The 18,950-nt window shown below is 60.4% G+C and carries 23 protein-coding genes and 1 tRNA gene; 17 read left to right on the top strand and 7 right to left on the bottom strand.

Annotated elements, in window-relative coordinates; translation table 11 throughout:
* Window positions 1-31 precede the first annotated feature (31 nt).
* Together HW450_RS06275 and HW450_RS06270 are read left to right on the top strand one after the other, a co-directional pair.
* Window positions 32-1,366 (top strand): hypothetical protein, encoded by a 1,335-nt coding sequence (locus HW450_RS06275; RefSeq protein ID WP_182387113.1) that lies wholly within the window; start codon window positions 32-34, stop codon window positions 1,364-1,366.
* Window positions 1,356-1,637: a metal-sensitive transcriptional regulator gene (locus HW450_RS06270; protein WP_182387112.1), complete on the top strand. Its 282-nt coding sequence runs from the start codon at window positions 1,356-1,358 to the stop codon at window positions 1,635-1,637. The genes HW450_RS06275 and HW450_RS06270 overlap by 11 nt, the downstream gene beginning before the upstream one ends.
* Before the next feature lie 398 nt (window positions 1,638-2,035).
* Here the strand turns inward: HW450_RS06270 and HW450_RS06265 are convergent.
* Window positions 2,036-2,109, bottom strand: a tRNA-Pro gene (locus tag HW450_RS06265).
* A gap of 47 nt (window positions 2,110-2,156) precedes the next feature.
* Window positions 2,157-3,050 carry a metallophosphoesterase gene (locus HW450_RS06260; protein ID WP_232843376.1) on the bottom strand — a complete coding sequence of 298 codons (894 nt, stop codon included), beginning with the start codon at window positions 3,048-3,050 and terminating at the stop codon, window positions 2,157-2,159.
* Window positions 3,051-3,066: 16 nt separating this feature from the next.
* Here HW450_RS06260 and HW450_RS06255 point away from each other — a divergent pair, with 16 nt between their 5' ends.
* Window positions 3,067-3,504: a GatB/YqeY domain-containing protein gene (locus tag HW450_RS06255; protein ID WP_182387411.1), complete on the top strand. Its 438-nt coding sequence runs from the start codon at window positions 3,067-3,069 to the stop codon at window positions 3,502-3,504.
* Here HW450_RS06255 and HW450_RS06250 read toward each other — a convergent pair.
* The gene (locus tag HW450_RS06250; protein WP_182387110.1) at window positions 3,499-5,883 is read right to left on the bottom strand and encodes a transglycosylase domain-containing protein; all 2,385 of its coding nucleotides are present in this window, start codon (window positions 5,881-5,883) and stop codon (window positions 3,499-3,501) included. The two genes, HW450_RS06255 and HW450_RS06250, sit on opposite strands and share 6 nt — an antisense overlap.
* A 126-nt stretch (window positions 5,884-6,009) precedes the next feature.
* On the opposite strand from HW450_RS06250, the gene HW450_RS06245 reads away from it, so the two are divergent.
* The 4 genes from HW450_RS06245 to HW450_RS06230 are packed head-to-tail and all read left to right on the top strand — an operon-like array spanning window position 6,010 to window position 7,779.
* On the top strand, window positions 6,010-6,318 hold the full coding sequence (locus tag HW450_RS06245) for a WhiB family transcriptional regulator (protein ID WP_182387109.1): 309 nt from the start codon (window positions 6,010-6,012) through the stop codon (window positions 6,316-6,318).
* Between the two features lie 2 nt (window positions 6,319-6,320).
* Entirely contained in the window at window positions 6,321-6,476 is a 156-nt protein-coding gene (locus HW450_RS06240; RefSeq protein ID WP_182387108.1) for a DUF4177 domain-containing protein, read from the top strand.
* A complete protein-coding gene (locus HW450_RS06235) occupies window positions 6,473-6,928 on the top strand; it encodes a RidA family protein (protein WP_182387107.1) in 456 nt (151 codons plus the stop codon). Before HW450_RS06240 ends, HW450_RS06235 begins: the two co-directional genes overlap by 4 nt.
* 41 nt (window positions 6,929-6,969) lie before the next feature.
* The gene (locus HW450_RS06230; protein WP_182387106.1) at window positions 6,970-7,779 is read left to right on the top strand and encodes an MBL fold metallo-hydrolase; all 810 of its coding nucleotides are present in this window, start codon (window positions 6,970-6,972) and stop codon (window positions 7,777-7,779) included.
* 53 nt (window positions 7,780-7,832) lie between these two features.
* On the opposite strand, the gene glxR is transcribed toward HW450_RS06230, so the two are convergent.
* The gene (gene glxR, locus HW450_RS06225; RefSeq protein ID WP_182387105.1) at window positions 7,833-8,516 is read right to left on the bottom strand and encodes a CRP-like cAMP-activated global transcriptional regulator GlxR; all 684 of its coding nucleotides are present in this window, start codon (window positions 8,514-8,516) and stop codon (window positions 7,833-7,835) included.
* A 291-nt stretch (window positions 8,517-8,807) separates the two neighbouring features.
* Here glxR and nth point away from each other — a divergent pair, with 291 nt between their 5' ends.
* The 4 genes from nth (at window position 8,808) to HW450_RS06205 (ending at window position 12,033) form a co-directional block, all read left to right on the top strand.
* A complete protein-coding gene (gene nth, locus HW450_RS06220) occupies window positions 8,808-9,542 on the top strand; it encodes an endonuclease III (protein WP_232843347.1) in 735 nt (244 codons plus the stop codon).
* The gene (locus HW450_RS06215) at window positions 9,535-10,080 is read left to right on the top strand and encodes a TlpA family protein disulfide reductase (protein ID WP_407926286.1); all 546 of its coding nucleotides are present in this window, start codon (window positions 9,535-9,537) and stop codon (window positions 10,078-10,080) included. Before nth ends, HW450_RS06215 begins: the two co-directional genes overlap by 8 nt.
* Entirely contained in the window at window positions 10,077-10,772 is a 696-nt protein-coding gene (locus HW450_RS06210) for an NUDIX hydrolase (protein WP_182387103.1), read from the top strand. Before HW450_RS06215 ends, HW450_RS06210 begins: the two co-directional genes overlap by 4 nt.
* Before the next feature lie 79 nt (window positions 10,773-10,851).
* Window positions 10,852-12,033 (top strand): MarP family serine protease, encoded by a 1,182-nt coding sequence (locus HW450_RS06205; RefSeq protein ID WP_182387408.1) that lies wholly within the window; start codon window positions 10,852-10,854, stop codon window positions 12,031-12,033.
* Here HW450_RS06205 and HW450_RS06200 read toward each other — a convergent pair.
* Together HW450_RS06200 and HW450_RS06195 are read right to left on the bottom strand one after the other, a co-directional pair.
* A complete protein-coding gene (locus HW450_RS06200; RefSeq protein WP_182387102.1) occupies window positions 12,026-12,742 on the bottom strand; it encodes an alpha/beta fold hydrolase in 717 nt (238 codons plus the stop codon). The two genes, HW450_RS06205 and HW450_RS06200, sit on opposite strands and share 8 nt — an antisense overlap.
* 5 nt (window positions 12,743-12,747) lie before the next feature.
* Entirely contained in the window at window positions 12,748-13,254 is a 507-nt protein-coding gene (locus HW450_RS06195; RefSeq protein WP_182387101.1) for a phage holin family protein, read from the bottom strand.
* Window positions 13,255-13,358: 104 nt separating this feature from the next.
* Here HW450_RS06195 and HW450_RS06190 point away from each other — a divergent pair, with 104 nt between their 5' ends.
* A complete protein-coding gene (locus HW450_RS06190; protein ID WP_182387100.1) occupies window positions 13,359-13,973 on the top strand; it encodes a hypothetical protein in 615 nt (204 codons plus the stop codon).
* Here the strand turns inward: HW450_RS06190 and HW450_RS06185 are convergent.
* The gene (locus tag HW450_RS06185; protein ID WP_182387099.1) at window positions 13,970-14,806 is read right to left on the bottom strand and encodes an HAD family hydrolase; all 837 of its coding nucleotides are present in this window, start codon (window positions 14,804-14,806) and stop codon (window positions 13,970-13,972) included. The two genes, HW450_RS06190 and HW450_RS06185, sit on opposite strands and share 4 nt — an antisense overlap.
* A 477-nt stretch (window positions 14,807-15,283) precedes the next feature.
* Between HW450_RS06185 and ssd the strand changes: the two genes are divergently transcribed.
* From ssd to HW450_RS06160, 5 genes are all read left to right on the top strand, one after another.
* Window positions 15,284-16,294 (top strand): septum site-determining protein Ssd, encoded by a 1,011-nt coding sequence (gene ssd, locus HW450_RS06180; RefSeq protein WP_182387098.1) that lies wholly within the window; start codon window positions 15,284-15,286, stop codon window positions 16,292-16,294.
* A 9-nt stretch (window positions 16,295-16,303) separates the two neighbouring features.
* A complete protein-coding gene (locus HW450_RS06175) occupies window positions 16,304-17,425 on the top strand; it encodes a TadA family conjugal transfer-associated ATPase (RefSeq protein ID WP_182387097.1) in 1,122 nt (373 codons plus the stop codon).
* Window positions 17,426-17,559: 134 nt separating this feature from the next.
* Window positions 17,560-18,198 carry a type II secretion system F family protein gene (locus tag HW450_RS06170; protein WP_182387096.1) on the top strand — a complete coding sequence of 213 codons (639 nt, stop codon included), beginning with the start codon at window positions 17,560-17,562 and terminating at the stop codon, window positions 18,196-18,198.
* Window positions 18,195-18,743, top strand: coding sequence for a type II secretion system F family protein (locus tag HW450_RS06165; protein ID WP_182387095.1), 549 nt, complete (start codon window positions 18,195-18,197; stop codon window positions 18,741-18,743). Before HW450_RS06170 ends, HW450_RS06165 begins: the two co-directional genes overlap by 4 nt.
* 9 nt (window positions 18,744-18,752) lie before the next feature.
* Window positions 18,753-18,935 carry a DUF4244 domain-containing protein gene (locus HW450_RS06160; RefSeq protein ID WP_182387094.1) on the top strand — a complete coding sequence of 61 codons (183 nt, stop codon included), beginning with the start codon at window positions 18,753-18,755 and terminating at the stop codon, window positions 18,933-18,935.
* Window positions 18,936-18,950: the final 15 nt, after the last annotated feature.

The raw sequence follows: 18,950 nt of genomic DNA, 5'->3' as shown, positions 1-18,950 counted from the left end.
TGATTGGCCGGTTGTTTTCTACCCTTATCGCATGAGTCTCCTTCGTCGCCTTTTGCTGACCCTACTATTGCTGCTTCCTCTGATCGGAGGGGCAGTGTACGCTGCAGTCGCAAAAATAGAACCAGCAGCAACCTGGTCAGCCGAACCAGCCGCCGCGCCGGGCGCCACCGACCTCGTCCCGGCACGCCGCGCAGCAGGTGAAGCGGCGTCCCAAGCCGGTTTGCTCAAAGGCGCCACGGGTGAACTGACTAAGGGCAGTGGTCAGCTTGCCGACGGCGTGGGCCAACTCCACGAGGGCTCTACCGCAGCCCTCACCGGCGCCAACGAACTTTCCGCGGGACTAGTGAAATTGCAAGCAGGTACCGGCCAACTTGGCGACGGCGCAGTGAAAGTCGCCGACGGCGTAGCCCAAGCGGTCGATCAAGTGCAAAGCTTGGCGCTGCTCCAGACCCAAATCATTGCCGAAATCGACAAAGCCGACGCCGAACTGGCCCCACGCTGGGACCCGCAGTCTAAGGAGCTCCGCAACCGTCTCGGGGAATTCCGCAAACAAGTCGACGGCTTCAAGCTCGATGGCGCCATGGTCGACCAGCTGGCAGCGCTGCGCTCAGGCTCCCGCGAGATCGCTAACCAGCTTGCGGTCCCCGGAAACAGCTACCACGACGGCATTTACACCGCTACGAAAGGCTCCAAAGAACTCGCTGCTGGCCTCGCGGAACTAGATAAAGGCCTGGCTGAAGCTTCCACCGGTGCCGGCGGCCTTCGCGATGGTGCAACCAAAATTGACGGCATGGCCACCAACAACAAAGAAAAAATCGGTTCGGTGCAGCGGGCACTCCCCGCCGACCCAGAACCGACGGCTACAGTCGTTCCATTGCTCGTCCCGCTCCTCGGGTTCCTCATCGCCGCTGTAGTGATGGTCGGAGCATCCTTCTCTAATCGCTGGCGCTGGCTGCTCGCCGTTGTGCTGGGCGCGGTATTAGTGCTGGTCCTGGGAACCTCCCTCACCCCATTGGTCGGCGCCGGACTGGTCGGCATCGTCATCCTGGCAGGTCTTACCGCAGCACTGTTCAGCAACGCGCTCGTCCGACTCTTCGGAACGCGAGGCCGCTACGCCGGATACGGATTCCTCCTCATCCAAGCGGGCATCGTCGGCTGGGTATGGAAACAAGCATCTGGTGCCTCCGTATCCAGCGTGTGGAATGTGCTCGCCCACCTCATGCCAATGCACTACGCAACCGCATCCCTCTCCGCACTAGGAAACAGCGGCTCGCATCTCATCCTCGGTGCCTCCTGCGCAGTGCTGGCCGCCATCGCCGCCCTCTCCGGCCTCGTGCTCAAGGTGGTGCCAGTACGTGAACCATGACCACGGCTACACCGCAGCTAAAGACGCATATCTGGCCAGGCTCCGACGCATCGAAGGCCAGATCCGCGGTATCCACCGCATGGTCGAAGAAGACGAATACTGCATCGACATCCTCACCCAAATATCCGCAGCAAATAGCGCCCTAGAAAACGTGGCGTTGGGACTCCTTGGTGATCACATCAAACACTGCGTGGTCGGGGCAGCCCGCGCAGGGGACCCTTCCGAAAAAATCGCCGAAGTAGAAGCCGCGATCAAGCGGATGGTGAAGTAGGGGGGTGCTGGCGGCTTCGTTGGCCCCGACATTACCCTCCCGAAGTTCGGGGTCTTCGGGGTGTTTTTGGGGCATTGTCGGGGGCGTAATGTCGGGGACTTTGGTTCCGGCTGCATCACCTTGTCTCAATTGCCTCACCAGCCTCAGTAATCCCGGCTCCGTGTATGAATTGGGCTTGCCACTGTTGGCCCCGACATTACCCTCCCGAAGTTCGGGGTCTTCGGGGTGTTTTTGGGGCATTGTCGGGGGCGTAATGTCGGGGACTTTGGTTCCGGCTGGGCATAATGTCGGGGCCGAGGGCTTCCCTACATCCCACAGGCCACAACCGCCCCTCCACTCCCAGGAATCGCAAGCCCTGCCCAAGCAAAAAACCACCCGTTACCAGGTGGTTTCATGAGTCGGGATAACAGGATTTGAACCTGCGACCCCGTCGTCCCGAACGACGTGCGCTACCAAACTGCGCTATATCCCGTTGCCCATTTAGGTTACGCCTGATAGACACAATCCCAAAACTGGGAGCTAATTGGCCTTTTCCACGAGGTGAATCAGGGTGGCGGAAGGTCGGCAGAAGATGCGGAATGGCACGTAGGGTGAGGTGCCGAGGCCGTTGGTGACGTGCATCCACATTTTCCCGAAGCGGTGTAGCCCGTTGGCGCGAGTTCGGTCGATGCCGCAGTTGGTCACGATTGCCCGTTCGAAGGGCAGGCACAGCTGTCCACCGTGGGTGTGGCCGGAGAGGGAGAGGTCGTAGCCGTCGGCTTCGAATTGTGTGAGTACGCGTGGTTCGGGGGAGTGGGTGAGTGCGATTGTTAGGTCGGCGTCGGGGTTGGGGGAGCCGGCTACGAGGGAGTAGTTGTCCAGGTTGTGGTGGGGGTCGTCGACACCTGCGGCTGCGATGCGTACCTTACCGACCTTGAATTCGTGGCGTTGGTGGGTGGCATCGCGCCAGCCGTGCTCGAGGAACGCTGCGCGCATCCCTTCCCAGGGAAGGGCCTGGTCGCTGACTTTGCGTTTCTTGCCCAGGAGGTAACCGATGGGGTTGACGGGGCGTGGCCCGAAGTAGTCGTTGGTGCCAAAGACAAACAGCCCGGGCTTGGAGAGCAGTGGGCCCAGAGCGCGGAGTACTGCGGGGACGGCGTCGGCGGAGCTGAGGTTGTCACCGGTGTTGACCACGAGGTCGGGGTTTAAGGCGGATAGCGCTGCGACCCATTGCTGTTTCCTGCTGTGGGCGGGCAGCATGTGGAGGTCGGAGATGTGCAGGATGGTGAACTCTCCGCCGTCGAGAAAACCTGGTTCGAATACCTCGAGTGTTTCGTGCTTGAGCCGGAAGCGTGAGAGCTCCGAATACCCCCAGGCCATGGTCGTGAGGCCGGCACCGAACAAGGAAAGCAAGATTTTCTTCACGCATGCCATGCTACCGGTGCGTATGCTGAAACTCATGAAACAGCAGATTAGAGATGATCTCAAAACAGCGATGAAGGCCAAGGAAAAGCAGCGCACCAATACGCTTCGCATGCTGCTTTCGGCGATTCTGATGGAGGAAGTTAGCGGCTCCAAGCATGAGGCTACTGACGAGGACATCTTGAAGTTGATTGCCCGTGAAATCAAGAAGCGCAAGGAGTCTGCCGAGGTCTACGCCCAGAACGGGCGTCAGGAGCTGGCGGACAGTGAGCTCGCCGAGGCCGCGATCCTAGCCGAGTACCAGCCGAAGCAGCTCACGGACGCGGAGCTGGACGCCCTGGTTAAGGACGTGATCGCCGACCTGGAGAACCCGAACATGGGGTCCGCGATGCAGGCAGCGACGAAGGCGGCAGCGGGGCGCGTCGATGGCAAGCGCTTATCGACGGCTGTCCGCGCAGCCCTATAGCCCGTTTTGTCGCAGGAAGTTATTCACCAAGTCTTCCAATGATGGTGGCTGGGCTGGTCCCTCAGGTCGGCCTGGCCGTTCATCACTGCCTCGACCCCGTTCTGGGGCCGGTGGAACATATTGGGAACCGTCGGAAATCAGCAGTGTCACGGGAGGTTTTGCGTCGCGGGTGTTCCCCAGTTTCACGTTAATGACGCGGTTTTTTCTGTTCGACGGTCCGCTGACCATTTCGATGGTCACTGTGTAGCCCTGAGATTGCAGGAGTTGCTGCGCAGTCGTGGCGTCTTTGCCATTCACCTGATCGAGGATCGCCTGCGTCTTGCCCTTCACCAGGGTTGGATCCACCTGTGGGAGCGTGCCAGCTGCGGCGCCCGGAGTGTTCGTCGCGATAGCCATCCACGTATTCGCAGGTTCCATGCCACCGAAAAGCGTTCCTTCGCCACACTGCCGGACTGGGCCGGTGCACAGTGGCGTGGTTTGCGTGCCGTCGTTATAGATGTACGGCGCGGCAGCGAAGTTCGAGTTGAATCCCATGAAGGCAGCTGACTGGTGCGATTCGGTAGTACCGGTCTTGCCAGCAGTCGGTGCCCTCCAGCCCCAATTCCCAGCCGCTGGTGCTGCGGTGCCGTTCTTGATGTCGTCGCTCAACGCGTTGGCGAGGGCGTGTGCAACGGCCGGTTCCACTGCCTGCTCACAAGGCTTTTTCTTCAACTGGACTGGTTGGCCGGTGCGGTCGGTGACAGATTCGATGGGGCTCGGTTCGCACCACATGCCTTCGGACGCGAGGGTTGCGGCCACGTTTGATAGCTGGAGGGGGTTCACGGCCGTGGGGCCAAGCGTGAAGGATCCCAGGTTGTGGTCGGTGAAGTATTGCGCGATGGAGGATTGGCCATCGAAGCTGCCGGCGTCCTGGTAGTCGCGCAGTCCAAGCTTCACCGCCATATTAACGGTGTCCTTAACCCCTACTTGCTCAATGAGCTTGACAAACGTGGTGTTGGGTGACTGTGCCAACGCCTGCTTGAGGGACATTTTTGGTTTGTAGGCACCTGCGTTTTCTACGCAGTACTTCCCCGGTGGGCAATTCTGGGCTCCACCGGAACCCATTCCCGAGATTTCGACGCGCTTAGGGACGTCGAGTTCAGTTTCGATGCCCATGCCTTGCTGAATGGCTGCTGCTGCGGTGAAAATCTTGAACACCGAGCCAGCGCCATTGCCGAGCCGTACTGAGGTCTGTGGCAGCACTGTTTGGCTGGCTTCCGCGTCGAGACCGTACTCGCGGGAGGAGGCCATCGCCAAGATTCGGCGGGTGTCTTGACCCGGCTGCACCACGTTGACCACTTCGGCGACGCCGACGGCTTTGGGATCGGTGTGGTCCGCGACCGCCTTGCGGGCTGCGTCCTGCACCGCTGGATCGAGGGTGGTCTTTACCGTTAGGCCGTCCCGAGCTAGCTGCTCTGGAGACACCCCGTTTCCTTCCAGGTACTTGAGTGCATAGTCGCAGAAGAATCCCCGATCCCCGGCAGTGATACAGCCGTTGGGGAGCTGGTTTGGCGATTCCAAAATGCCAAGTGGCTCAGCCTTGAACTGGCCTGCTTGTTCTGCGGTGATGTCGCCAGAGAGAGCCATGGCGTCCAGAACCTGGTTGCGGCGCTGCGTCATTCCTTCCGGGTTGACGTACGGGTTCAGCGCGGAGGAGGACTGCAAAATTCCGGCGAGCAGTGCCGATTCCGGGACGGATAGATCCAGGGCTGGTTTACCGAAGTACGTCTGTGCGGCAGCTTCGATCCCGAACGCGCCATTGCCGTAGGGGACGATATTGAGGTAGCGGGTGAGAATTTCGTCCTTGCTGAGGTGTTTCTCCAAATCCGAGGCCATGCGCATTTCGCGGAGTTTGCGGGCATAGCTCGTTTCGGTAGCGGCAACCTGTTCGGCTTCGGTTTTGGCGTCGACAAGCAGCAAATAATTCTTCACGTACTGCTGGTTCAGCGTCGATGCGCCCTGTTCTACGGCGCCGGAGGTGAGGTTCGTGAGCATAGCGCGGGCAGTGCCGCGCCAGTCCACGCCATCGTGCTCGTAGAAGCGACGGTCCTCGATGGCGACGATCGCCTTCTTCATGTTGGGCGAAATCTGGTCGGACTTCACATCGAGCCGGTACTGGTCATAGATCCAAGCGATGGGCGTGCCGTTCACGTCAGTGATCGTGGAGACGCCGGGGGCAGTGCCGTCGGTAAGGTCGGCGAGGTTTGATTGCATCGTCGCGTTTGTCTGCGCGATGGCTACGCCGGACAGGCTGGCGACGGGGGCTAGGGCGGCTGCGCCGACCACGCCTCCTGCGATTATCGCCCCGAGAGCTTTGGCTAATGACTTCAAACTGGACACCTCTAATACCCTACGCAAAAACTCTTCGTGTGTAGACCCCCATTTGTGTGACACATTCGACATTCTGTAAATTGTGTGAATACACTTACATGCGTCACACAGACGTGTAGCAAGGAGGCCGGGAACATGACTGCATCGTTGGTAACTGACCAGCAGTTAATCGACCGAGGCGAATGGGTTACGTTGGCGAAATGTCGCGACGGCGACCCAGACGCATTGTTTGTGCGGGGTGCCGCACAACGTCGCGCCGCGGCAATTTGTCGCCACTGCCCAGTCATGTTGCAGTGCCGCGCCGATGCCCTGGATAACCGGGTCGAGTTCGGCGTGTGGGGTGGCCTCACTGAACGCCAGCGCCGTGCGCTGCTGCGCAAGAACCCACACATCACCAGTTGGGCGGAATATCTCGCCTCGGGCGGTGAACTGGTAGGAATATAGGCATGACTACTTGGGAATACGCCACCGTGCCGTTGCTGACGCACGCAACGAAGCAAATCCTTGACACCTGGGGTGAAGATGGCTGGGAGCTCGTCACTGTTTTGCCTGGCCCGAACCCAGAAAGCCATGTCGCCTACCTGAAGCGAGAGAAGCAATGATCTCCAAGAAATTGGCAGAAATGGGCATTGAGCTGCCTAGCGTTGCGACGCCCGTTGCCGCATACGTACCTGCAGTGCAAGTAGGCAACCAGGTGTGGACGTCGGGGCAGCTGCCGTTTGTCGACGGCTCCCTCCCCGCCACCGGAAAAGTAGGATGGGACGTCACTGCTGAAGCTGCGGAGGACCTGGCGCGGACTGCCACGCTCAACGCCCTCGCGGCAGTGGATGCCCTGGTGGGCATCGACAACGTGACCCGTGTACTGAAAGTGACGGGTTTTGTTGCCTCTGCGGAAGGGTTTAATGGGCAGCCGAGCGTCGTTAATGGCGCGTCAAATCTGCTCGGTGAGATTTTCGGCGATGCCGGCCAACACGCTCGTTCGGCGGTGGGAGTCTACGAACTGCCACTAGGATCACCCGTCGAGATCGAGATTGTGGTTGAAATCGCCAGCTAATCAAACGCCCTTTAGATCTGGAAAAGGATAAGCTAGTGGGTATGGAGCACCCTGCTTACAGTCAACTTCGTCCTGTTACTGAATCTACCGCCGTCGTGCTGTGCCCAAATCCAAGCTACAGCTCGCTCGAAGGTACTAATTCTTGGATCATCCGCGGACCGGAAGACAAAGTCAGCGTCGTGATCGATCCAGGCCCGGAGGATGAAGGCCACCTTAACGTTCTGCATCAAAAGGCCGCTGAGGTCGCCCTCATTCTGATCACTCACCGGCACCATGACCACGCGGACTCGATCGATCGCTTCCGGCAGCTTACTGGCGTGCCGGTTCGCAGTTTCGACGCGTCCTACAGCCGTGGCGCCGATGCGCTCAAGGACGGCGAGATCATCACTCTGCCAGGCCTGACGCCTCAGATTGAGGTCGTGCACACTCCTGGCCACACCAGCGACTCCGTTTGCTTCTTCATCTGGAGCGGGGAACCGGGTAAGTCCACCCTCGAAGGCATCGTCACTGGCGACACCATCGCGGGCCGACACACCACCATGATCTCCGAAACTGACGGTGAACTTGGCGCCTACCTCAAGACCCTCAGCATGCTGGAAGAACGTGGCGAAGGCGTCACCTTGCTTCCCGCCCATGGGCCAGAGCACGCGAACACTGCGGAACTTGCACGCAAGTATCTAGACCGTCGCGAGCAGCGCCTGCGGCAGGTCAAGGAAGCCCGGGCGAAGCTCGGGGAAGACGCAACCGTGGAGCAGTTGGTGGATGAGATCTACACCGACGTTGACCCCGTGCTGCGCAGCGCAGCCGCCCAGTCCACCCGCGTCACCGTGCGGTACCTGGACTCTCTGTAAGACATAAAAAATCTCCATACCGAACCAAACTCGGTATGGAGATTTTTCGCGTTCTAGCGGGCGCGCTTAGCCAGGTGCTCAGCGTCCGTGATCAGCACCGACTTGCCTTCCAAACGAATCCAACTACGTTGCGCGAACGTTGCCAGGGCCTTGTTTACGGTCTCGCGAGAAGCGCCGACCAGCTGGGCGATCTCTTCCTGAGTGAGGTCGTGGTTCACGCGGAGAGCGTTGCCCTCCTGGGTGCCGAAGCGGTTCGCCAGCTGCAGCAGAGTCTTCGCCACGCGACCTGGGACATCGGTGAAGATCAGGTCTGCGAGGGACGCATTGGTGCGACGCAGACGGCGTGCCAGCACACGCAGCAGCTGCTCGGAGATCTCCGGGTACTGGGCAATCCAGGAGCGAAGCATCTCGGAGTTCATGGTGGCTGCCTGAACCTCGGTGACGCACACCGCGGAGGAGGTGCGTGGGCCTGGGTCGAAGATGGACAGTTCACCGAACATGTCGGATGGGCCCATGACGGTGAGGAGGTTCTCGCGGCCGTCGTTGGCATGGCGGGCCAGCTTCACCTTGCCGGCGGTGATGATGTAGAGGCGATCGCCTGGTTCGCCTTCTTCGAAGATGGTGGTGCCACGTGGGAACCGAACGGATTCAAGGTCGCGGATCAGGCTGTTAACTGCAATTGGATCTACGCCCTGGAAGATTCCAGCTCGTGACAGGATGTCCTGTACGCCTTCCAATTCACTTCTCCTTCTTGTGAAAGTCGTGTGCCTGGAAAAGATATGCGATGCAGCACACGCTGTAGCTCTGCTAAAACTCTACCTGTTCTTTGCCCGATTGTGCAGTTTTTTCTGTGACAAAAGCGACAATCCTGGGGAAATGTGAAAGTTTAGGCAGTTGGGTCGGTGGTTGGGGTGCTCGCTCGTGTCGAAAAAGTCTCAAATTTTTCCATCTGGATGGCAAAGACAGCGATGACGATTGGAGTAAAGACGGCATAGAGGACGCTCATGTCCTCCGACTATACTGCTCTTATGGCTGAATCACCGTTGGCCCGCAAACGTCGTGCCCGAAAAATTAACCGCATGCTGGCGGTTTGTTATCCCGAGGCGCGGGCCGAGCTCGATTTCACCAATCCGCTAGAGCTGCTGGTGGCCACAGTGCTATCCGCCCAAACCACGGACGTGAGAGTCAACCAAGTCACCCCAGCGCTATTCGCCACGTACCCCACCGCGGAGGCGTATGCGTCAGCGAACCTCACGGAACTTGAGGAGCTGATTCGTCCTACAGGTTTCTACCGCAACAAGGCGAAGGCGCTGATCAAGCTCGGGCAGCAGCTTTACGACGACCACGATGGCGAAGTCCCCAACCGACTCGAAGATCTAGTGAAACTGCCCGGGGTAGGGCGCAAAACCGCAAATGTGGTGTTAGGAAACGCCTTCGGCGTCCCTGGGCTTACGGTGGATACTCACTTCGGGCGGTTGGTGCGTCGCCTGGGGCTCACTGAGGAGACCGACCCTGTGGCCGTCGAAAAGCAGCTGCAAGAGCTCATTGAGCGGAAAGAATGGACGATGGTGTCCCACCGGCTCATTTTTCACGGTCGGCGGGTGTGCCATTCTCGGCGGGCTGCGTGTGGCGCCTGTTTTATCGCTAAGCTGTGCCCTAGCTTTGGCAAGGCCGGTCCCGCGGATTTTGTGACGGCAGAGCAGCTGGTGAAGGGGCCAGAACGCGAGCACTTGTTAGCGCTAGTGGAGGGAAACGTTGAGTAAAACAGGTGTCTGGACGATCGTTGCGAGCGCCCTCATCCTCATCTCCCTCGTCTTCCTCGTTCCCTCCATGCTGGGATCTCCTACGAAGCAAGAGGAAGACGCCACACCCGTCGCCGCCCGCCCAGAATGCCCTGTGGATACTCTCGGCAAGGTTGAACTGCCCTGCCTCGGCGCGGAGTCCCACTCCGCCCCGGACGCCCCGACCGTAGTCAACGTGTGGGCCTGGTGGTGCGGGCCGTGCCGCCAGGAGCTACCGCTGTTCGATGACCTCGCCGAGAGCCACCCGGAGTGGAATGTCGTTGGCGTCCACGCAGACACTAACGCAGCCAATGGCGCTGCGCTGCTCAACGAACTCGGAGTGCAACTGCCCAGCTTCCAAGACGACCACAACACCTTCGCCGGGACCTACGGCCTCCCCGGAGTGGTACCCATCACTGTGGTAATGGATAAAAACCAGCAGATCGTTCAAACCTTCCCCGCAGTGTTCGCCTCGAAAGCGGAGCTAGAAACCGCGGTGAAAGAAGCGCTCAGTCGATGACGGGCTACGATCTCGCCGGGATGAACACCACCCTTCGGCCAGAGGAATCCCCGGCCTGGCTGCAGACACTGGTGAGCCGAGCTACCGAAGGGAACCTGATCTCCGGGTTCGAACAACCGGCGCCAGCGCACCAGCGACGCTCTGCGGTACTGATGTTGTACTCCGGGACGTCGTTAAGCGACGCCAGCGTGCTGCTCACCCACCGCACGCCCACCATGCGCTCCCACTCCGGGCAGGTGGCGTTTCCCGGCGGGCGCGTCGACCCCGAAGACACCAGCCCCGTCGACACCGCGCTGCGCGAGGCGTGGGAAGAAACCGGACTCGATAGGCGCACCGTCACCCCACTCGCACAACTAGGGGAGCTGGCCATCCGCGCCACCGGAAACCCCGTGGTGCCCGTGCTCGGATACTGGCAGGAACCAAAAGAACTCACCGTCGTGAGCCCGGAAGAAAACGACGACATTTTCCGCGCGCCCATCTCCGAGCTGGTCAACCCCGCAAACCGCTTCATCGTGCGGATGGGAAACTGGCAAGGACCAGCGTTTTGGCACCGCGGTTACGTCGTGTGGGGATTCACCGCAGGGGTGCTGGCCGCCACCATCCGCGCCGCCGGGTGGGAAGAACCCTGGAACCCCATGGGCATTGACCTCGCCACGGCGCTCCGCAGCTCCCGCAATGGTGAGCAGCGGTAACCAGCGTAAGATGAAACCTCGACCAAGCGTAGCCACCTAATCCAGGAGACCCGTGTCTGCATACAGTGACAACCCCGGCATGATCGTCGACATCGTTCTGGGGATTATATTGATTGCCGTCCTCTTCGGCGGGTGGCGTCAAGGTGCCTTCTCATCCGTGCTGTCGACCGCCGGCGTGCTAACCGGCCTGTTCGGCGGCGCTTTCCTCGCCCCTTGGGTGATGAGCTACACAGAAAGCACCGCCTTCCGGTTTCTCCTCGCCATCAGCACCGTGCTGCTCCTCATCGGAATCGGCAGCATGCTCGGCAGCTACGTGGGAAGCAACCTCCGACAAAACATCCGAACCAAATTCTCGCAGCGCCTTGACTCCGCCATCGGATCACTGTTCCAGGTGGCAGCTACGCTCCTCGTGCTGTGGCTCATCGCCATCCCTCTCACCACCGCCGGCCCGAGCAACCTCGCCAAAGGACTACGGGCATCCCAAGTGTTGCACTACGTCGACCGAGTGATGCCCGCCCCAATGCGATCCCTCCCCAACCAGATCGCAGCCATGCTCAACGAATCCGGCCTGCCACCACTGCTGTCGCCATTCCAAGAACAAAACAGCGTCCAAGTGCTGGCACCACTGATCGAGGTCGAACACCCGGAAGTAGTAGAAAACCTGCGCCCATCGGTCGTACACGTCACCGGACAAGCCGAAAAATGTCGCCATCTGCTGTCCGGCTCCGGCTTTGTTTTCGACGACGACTATGTCCTCACCAACGCCCACGTCGTCGCCGGAACTGAATCCGTGAAACTCGACACCATGCTGGGAGTTCGAGAAGCCACCGTGGTGCTGTACAACCCCGATGTTGACGTCGCTGTCATCCACGTGCCAGACCTGGGGATTTCCCCTATGGAATGGGCCGACGAGCCAGCCGCGCCGGGCGACGACGCCATTGTGATCGGCTACCCCGGTTCCGGGCCGTTCAAGGCCACCACCGCACGCATCAAGGAAAAAATCACCATCAATGGCCCAGACATCTACGCCACCACACGTCTGGATCGCGAAGCGTACACATTGCGTGGAACCGTGCGACAAGGCAACTCTGGTGGGCCACTGACCGACTCATATGGCGCCCTCCTGGGCATGATCTTTGGCGCAGCCGCAGACAATACAGACACGGGTTACGCCCTCACGAAGGACGAAGTGTTGGAAACCATCGGTGACTACACGCAGCTCACCGCCCCGGTGGATACCCAGGAGTGCGTGCTTAAATAACGCTGCTGCTGATCTGCTCCGCGCATTCAGCCGGGCGTAGCAGCTGCGGGAAGTCATCGAGATAAATTGTTGGCTGGGTCAGCGCCGTCGTCCATCCGGTCGGGAGGTAAGCACCCGCAATCCGAGCATGCTTCACCCGTGGGGCATGGGTGCCAGGCAGCTGGTAGGACAGCACGCGCAGCTCAGTCGTGCGCTGTACCTCACCGGTCTCAGCCTTCGGAAGGGACATGCGAGCAACCATGTCTGGGAACCGGCTCGCCAGCAATGCCCCTGCGGACTTAGCAGCGCTGCTTCGGGCGACCGGATCAATCAGCACCAGGGAGCGGACTCGCTGCGGATAATTTGCTGCTAGCACGGTCGCGATCCGGGCAGCGGTGCCTGAGGCAACGATCGTGGCGCGACCGTGTCCCAGCGCACGAATCATGCCGGACACATCGCCTACAGCGTGGCGGAGCGAATAACCCGATGGGGGTTTATCCGACTGCGCGAACCCCCGAGCCGACATAGCCCCAACATGCAGTGACTTACTCAGCGGCTCAATGATGAACTGGTAATCAAACCAGCCCCCCAGGCAGTCATGCAACAGCAAAACGAGCGGTGCCTGCGGATTGCCCGCGGTCGCACAATGCAACCGGGTTCCTCGCGTATGCACCAGCTCGTGGGAAAAAGGACCGGGGATCGAAAGATCCCCGGGCGTTAGTGGCGGCATGTGGTTTAGGAGTACATGCCGTGGTTCTTGGCTTCCAGCTTCTTCTGGGCCTGGCCAGGAACCAGATTCTTCATTTCCTGCACAGACTCGATGGTCTTTTCTGGCTTCTTGATCTGCTTGACCTTTTTCAAACCGACAAACGCGAAAATACCCGCGAGTACTAGCATCAGCAGGAAGACGATCAAGTAGGCTGCCCAGCCGTCAAGCCACAGCTTGAGCAGTTCTGCAAGGAAGAAGAAAAAGAAGAAAGAGCTGTACAGTGCGATGGTTCCCGCCGCACCAAACAGGCCGCCACCGATAGCGCCTTTTTTAGCGGAGACCGCCAGCTCCGTCTTAGCCAGTTCTACCTCGGCGCGGAACAGGCTGGACATCTGAGCAGTGGCGTCGCTTACCAGATCACCGATGGAGCCCTGGCCTGCAGCGCGGGTATCGACGTCGGAAAGAGGGATCGCATTCACCCGTGGGGCGAAGCTGTCGTCTCCTGCGGTGTAGAGCCCCTTGGCATTGCTCACGGTAATCCTCCAAATTTGTGTGTCATAGTCTTTGTTGTCAATCGTGCCACGAAATTTGCTCTGGTGCGAACGACTCGCCTTTTATCCTGCGTACAGTAGTGCCCATGTCGCTAGTGTCCCCCGAATTATTCACCGCAGCTACAGAGACGATCGCTGCGGTGCACCGTCGACCTGTGAGCCTGCGTCGCTCCGCCGTCACCTCCTCGGAGGCGGTGCTGCGGGGCGCTCGCCTTTCTGCGCTTATCGACGCCATCCCCGCCGAAACCGCGATTGACGTGGCGTCTGTCCTTGCCCCCGATGCGGTTGAGGGCACCGCCCGCACGTTTCTTCGCGCGCCCCTGCAGGTGTTGGCGCGCATGGATGTGCTGGCCGGAGGTGATGGGAAACCTACCGACAATGTCGTGGCGCTGCAGCAGTTGGCACAGGTGATTGTCACAGGGCATGAGTTTTTGCCAGGTGTTGTGCACGGGGTGGTGCTGGGGTGTCAGCCTTTTGGGGCGCGATCAGGGGTGATCGCGCGGGCTGCAAGCCGTCTCGCGGCCGTGGCAACCGGCTTTGATCCACGAGGTCTGACTGTGCCTGAGGTGTACCTACACCGGCACGCACGTGCCTATCAGGAGCTGGATTTCCTCAGCGACCCGAAACAGTTCTGCGACTTCCAGCTGCGTGCCTTCATCGCCGGCGCCACGGAGGCAGAATCCATCGCGCGCCAAGCCTAGGAGTTCTTGTTATTCCGATAAAGCCACACGCCCGCTGCTGTCACGGCAGCGATGGTGGCGACCACCCCTGTGCCGATCGATACTTCCTTGGTGGAGGGAACCGTAAAGAGCGGGACTGGGTTCTTAAACGTCTTGATTTCCCAATCGTTGGCAAGCGCCGCGCGCCGCAATGGCCGATCCGGATTCACTGCAACGGCATTTCCTACCGCCTCCAGCATGGGGATATCGGTGGCGGAATCCGAGTAGGCAAAACTCCGGTCCAGGTCGTAGCCGTTTTCTTCGGCCAAACGGCGGATTTCCTCGGCCTTCGCTGGGCCTTTAGCGTAAAACAGCACCTCACCAGTCAGAACACCATCTTTGGTGGCAAGCTCGGTGGCCACGATCTGGGTCACCCCAAGCTCTTTCGCAATCGGCACCACGAGCTCGGTAGCCGAAGCGGAAATGATGATGACATCATGCCCTAAGTTCTGGTGGAACCGAATCAGATCCCGCGCCTCCTGATAGATCGCAGGAGAAACCACATTTTTCATCGTCTCTTCCGCGATCTGCCGGACTTGTTCCACTTCCCACCCAGCGATCATGGAGGTTAGCTGATCTCGCGTGTTGTCCATTTGCTCGCTGGTGTGACCAGCGAGAATGTACGTTGCCTGGGCCAAGCTCATCTGCAGTGCTGCGCGGGGTGAAATGAGCCCACTGCTCATGAACTCTCGACCGAAGGCGTAGGCCGAGCTCGTAGCAATAATGGTCTTATCCAGGTCAAAAAACGCAGCGACGCGGGGTGTTTGCAGCTCTGCGCCGTGCGTGGTTTCGGAAGAACGACCAAGAGAACTCACGGCTTCCAAGTGTAACCAGAAAGTCTGCCCGGTGGGGCATTGTGTTAAAGACAGTGATGTGTATAATCAACAGTGCAAGGCCCCGATATACTGTGTGGCCAGCCCCGGCACAACCCCCCCCTGTTGTCGGGTAAGAAAATATAGACGGCCCGCGCACCCCCCCGAAGCGCGGGCCGTCCCTTTTTTCTTGTGTGGGGCGCGTTCTGGGGGTTTCATGGGCGGCTCTGGTTTTCCTGCTAAAACCTGGGAAGCATTCCCCGGGTCGTGGGCTGAAATTAGCGAAATAGCAGGTGTGAAGCTCAAAAAAGCGCCGAAACCCGGGGAATGCTTCCCGGGTTTTGCGGGTTACGTGCCGAGTACTTTTGTCTTTCTACGTTATCCACAGTTTTTGTTGAAACGTGCGCGAAAAGTGGGGTTATCCACAGGTAGAGCCAGTGGGGTATTGGCGGAACGCGCACCGGGATGGATGCTGTGGGCATGAATTCCAGCATTGTTGTTGCAGTGACAGATCCCGCCGTGCACCCGGAAGTGGTGCAAATTGTGGCGGCTACCGGCCAAAAGATTATTGATGTGCGCAGCCCCCAGGAGGTGAGGCGGGCGGCGAGCCGGTGTAGCGCTGTAGTGGTGGATAGACAGATGGCCAGTGAACTCGGTGGTCGGGTGAGGCATTCTCGGGTGGTGCTCGTGGAGCGTGACCCTGGGCCGGTGGATTGGCAGTGCGCTGTTGAGGTGGGGGCCGCGCATGGGTTCGTCGTGCCGGCGCAGGCTCCTGAGCTGCTGAAAGTGTTGGGGGAGCGTGGGGCGTCGCAGCGCGCGACGCGGAACAGCGTGGGGGTGCTGGGCGCGGTTGGCGGCAGCGGGGCGAGCGTATTGGCCGCCGCGTTGGCGCGGGCACAGGGGGAGGGGGCAGTGCTTATCGACGCCGACCCGCACTCCGGAGGCCTCGACCTGTTACTCGGGATGGAGCAGCAGGTGGGTGCCCGGTGGAATGACGTGAACTTAGAGAAGGGGGCCGTGGCGGCCGAGGACTTGTGGGGCGCACTGCCCACCTCGCAAGGGCTAGGGGTGCTGACGCATTCGCGGAGCAAGGGGGCGTTGCCTAGCTGTAGTGCCGCCGGGGTGTGTTCGGCGCTGGAGACATTGGCAGGTTTTCCAGTGGTGGTGGATCTGTCTGTTCGGCTTCCGGGTTTTGGGGATGTGCTCAGCGCGGTGAGTTCGGTGGTGCTCGTGATTCCTGCGGAGCTGCGTGCGGTAGCGGCGGCGTCTTCGTTAGCCACGGCGTATCCGGAGGTGGATTTCCTGGGGGTGGTGCGGTATCGGGGCTGGTCAGGGATGGATCGTGGCGAAGTGGGAGACCTGTCGGGGATTCGCGTGGTGGCTGAGGTGCCGTCGGTCCCGGGCCTGGCGAAGCAGTTGGAAACCAAGGGACTGGTCCGCGTGCCACGCGGGCTGTCAGGCGCGGTGCGTGCGCTCAACCATGAGCTGTAGGGGGAAGTCGTGGATGTCATTGACAGAGTGCAGCTGAAGATTGCTGCGGAGTATGGGGCGCTAGCAGCAGCTCCCCCGGACTATGTGGCCGCGCTGATCCGCGAGGAAGCAGGGGTGATTAGCGACGTTGAACTGCTGGGGCTGCTACGCCAGCTGCGCCAGGAGTCCTCTGGGGCCGGTGCGTTGGACAGCCTTTTGGCGCTGCCAGGAGTTACGGATGTGTTGGTCAACGGCCCAGATCAGGTGTGGTTCGACCGGGGCGACGGACTCGAGCGGGCCGAGTTGAGCTTCGCCTCCGAGGAACAGGTAAGGCAACTGGCCACCCGACTTGCGGTGGCCTGCGGGCGCAGGCTTGACGACGCCCAGCCCTTCGCCGACGGCCGGCTACGGCGTGATGACGGCACCAGCATCCGCGTGCACGCGATCATTCCGCCTCTGAGTGACTCGGGGACCTGCATCTCACTACGCGTGCTGCGGCAAGCTGCAATGACCTTGGATCGCATGGTGGAGCTAGGGTGCATCGACGACTACGGCAGGCAGCTGCTGGGAACGATCGTGTCCGAACGAGGTTCGTTCCTGGTCGCCGGGGGAACCGGCACAGGCAAGACGACGATGCTGTCGGCGCTGCTGGGTGAGGTATCGGCTGAGGAGCGGATCGTCTGCATCGAGGACACCGCAGAGCTACGACCTGCGCATCCGCACGTGGTGTCACTTGTGTCCCGCAGTAAAAATGTGGAAGGCGTCGGCGTATTTACCATGGCGGATTTGCTGAAACAGGCGCTGCGCATGAGGCCCGACCGTATCGTGCTCGGGGAAATCCGTGGCGCGGAAGTAGTGGACCTGCTCGCAGCCTTGAATACGGGGCACGACGGTGGTGCTGGAACGGTCCACGCCAACTCGGTATCTGAAGTCCCAGCGCGCTTGGAAGCGCTGGCAATGCTCGGGGGACTCGACGGTCCGGCCCTGCACACCCAGCTAGCGGCAGCCGTGCGCTACGTGATCATGATGAAGCGCACCCGCCACGGCCGCATCGTCGAAGAGGTCGCTGAGCTGCGTAAACAACACTTGGAACTGGAAACAATTTGGCGAACCCCTAATGGTTTAGAGCCGACTAAAGGGGAGCCCATCTAATGATTAACTCGTTGTTCGCGATCGGTACAGCGTTGCTACTCTCCTCACCATCGCCAGCCTTGAGAATGTCATACCGCCCACGGAAAACGAAGCTTTTGCTCATTCCCATCGTGGTTCTCGGTGGATTTGTGATAATGCACGGACCCGGCGTGGTGGCCTCATTGGCCATGGTGCTCGCTGTGGCAGTACGGAAGGTGTGGGAGGGGCGTCGGCAAGCTGCGCGTGAGCAGGCCGCGACCGACACCGCGAGTTTGCTCGGTGCGATGGCCGCCGACCTTGAGGCCGGCGCAACTACCCACGAAGCCATCGCCCACGCAGCCACCGAGGTAGCAGAACCACTGCAGGGTGTGTGTGCCATCGCGGCTCATCGCAGCGCGGCTGGGATGCCGCCGGCTGGTGCGTTTCTCGAAGCCCCCGCAGTGTACACAGAGCTCCGGTCAGCGGCCCGGTTGTGGCTCATCGCAGAAACCAAAGGCATTGCCCTCTCGAACCTCCTGGTGCACGTTCAAGAACGCATTGATGCTCACCTGCGCCACGCGCGCGCCACCGATGCCGCGCTCCAAGGGCCGAAGGCGACGGCGGTTATTTTGGCGCTCCTGCCACTCGGTGGGATCGCGATGGGGAGCGGTATGGGAGCAAACCCCATCCCGTTCCTCACCACCACCGCCCTGGGGCAAGTGCTGCTCGTTGTCGGGACAGCCCTCGCCTGCGCAGGATTCCTGTGGGTGGACGTGATCGTCGCCCGTGCCAGCAACCCGAGGGCAGTCACATGATGGGATTATGTTTCGTCGCCGCAGCAATGTGGCTCAGCACGGAGCGTTCCGTGGTCAACAGGATCGTAGAGCAGCATCAACTCACCAGGCGACCTCGCGATGGTCCCATCACCAATCTCGATGTCGCAGCGGATATTGAGCTGTTCGCAGCGTGCCTGCGCTCCGGTGTCACCCAAGCGGTGGCAGCCGACGCGGTATCGCAGGTGAGCCGCTCAGCCTCCGCAGAATGGGCCAGTGTAGCAGCACTACTCAGTATCGGTGTACCTGCAGCAACGGCCTGGCATCCCCTCGCAGGGATACCGGAACTCAGCGAGCTCATCCGGCAGAGCACCTTCTCGCAACACACCGGAAGCTCACTGGCGGCGCTGTGCGAACGAAGCGCACAAGACATCAGGTCACGCAGCGCCGATGCAGCAACCGCAGCAGCACAACGCGCAGGGGTGGTCATCGCCATTCCGCTGACAGTGTGCTTCCTGCCCGCGTTCCTCATCCTGGGGCTCGTCCCCATCATCATCAACCTTGCAACCAGCATCATTAACAATTAGGAGAACACAATGCTCGCACTACTCAACGAAAAAATCCGTGACGACGAGGGTATGTCGACAATCGAGTACGCCATGGGCTCGCTCGCGGCCGCTGCGCTGGCCGCCGTGCTGTTCACGGTGGTCAACGGCGACCAAGTTGTCAACGCAATCACCAACATTATTACCAGTGCGCTGTCTAAGTCACCGAGCTAGCCTGCACAACGACGA

Source organism: Corynebacterium hindlerae (assembly GCF_014117265.1).
GTDB lineage: Bacteria > Actinomycetota > Actinomycetes > Mycobacteriales > Mycobacteriaceae > Corynebacterium > Corynebacterium hindlerae.
The sequence above is the reverse complement of the archived record's forward strand: the minus strand, read 5'-3'. Positions and strand labels throughout refer to the sequence as shown.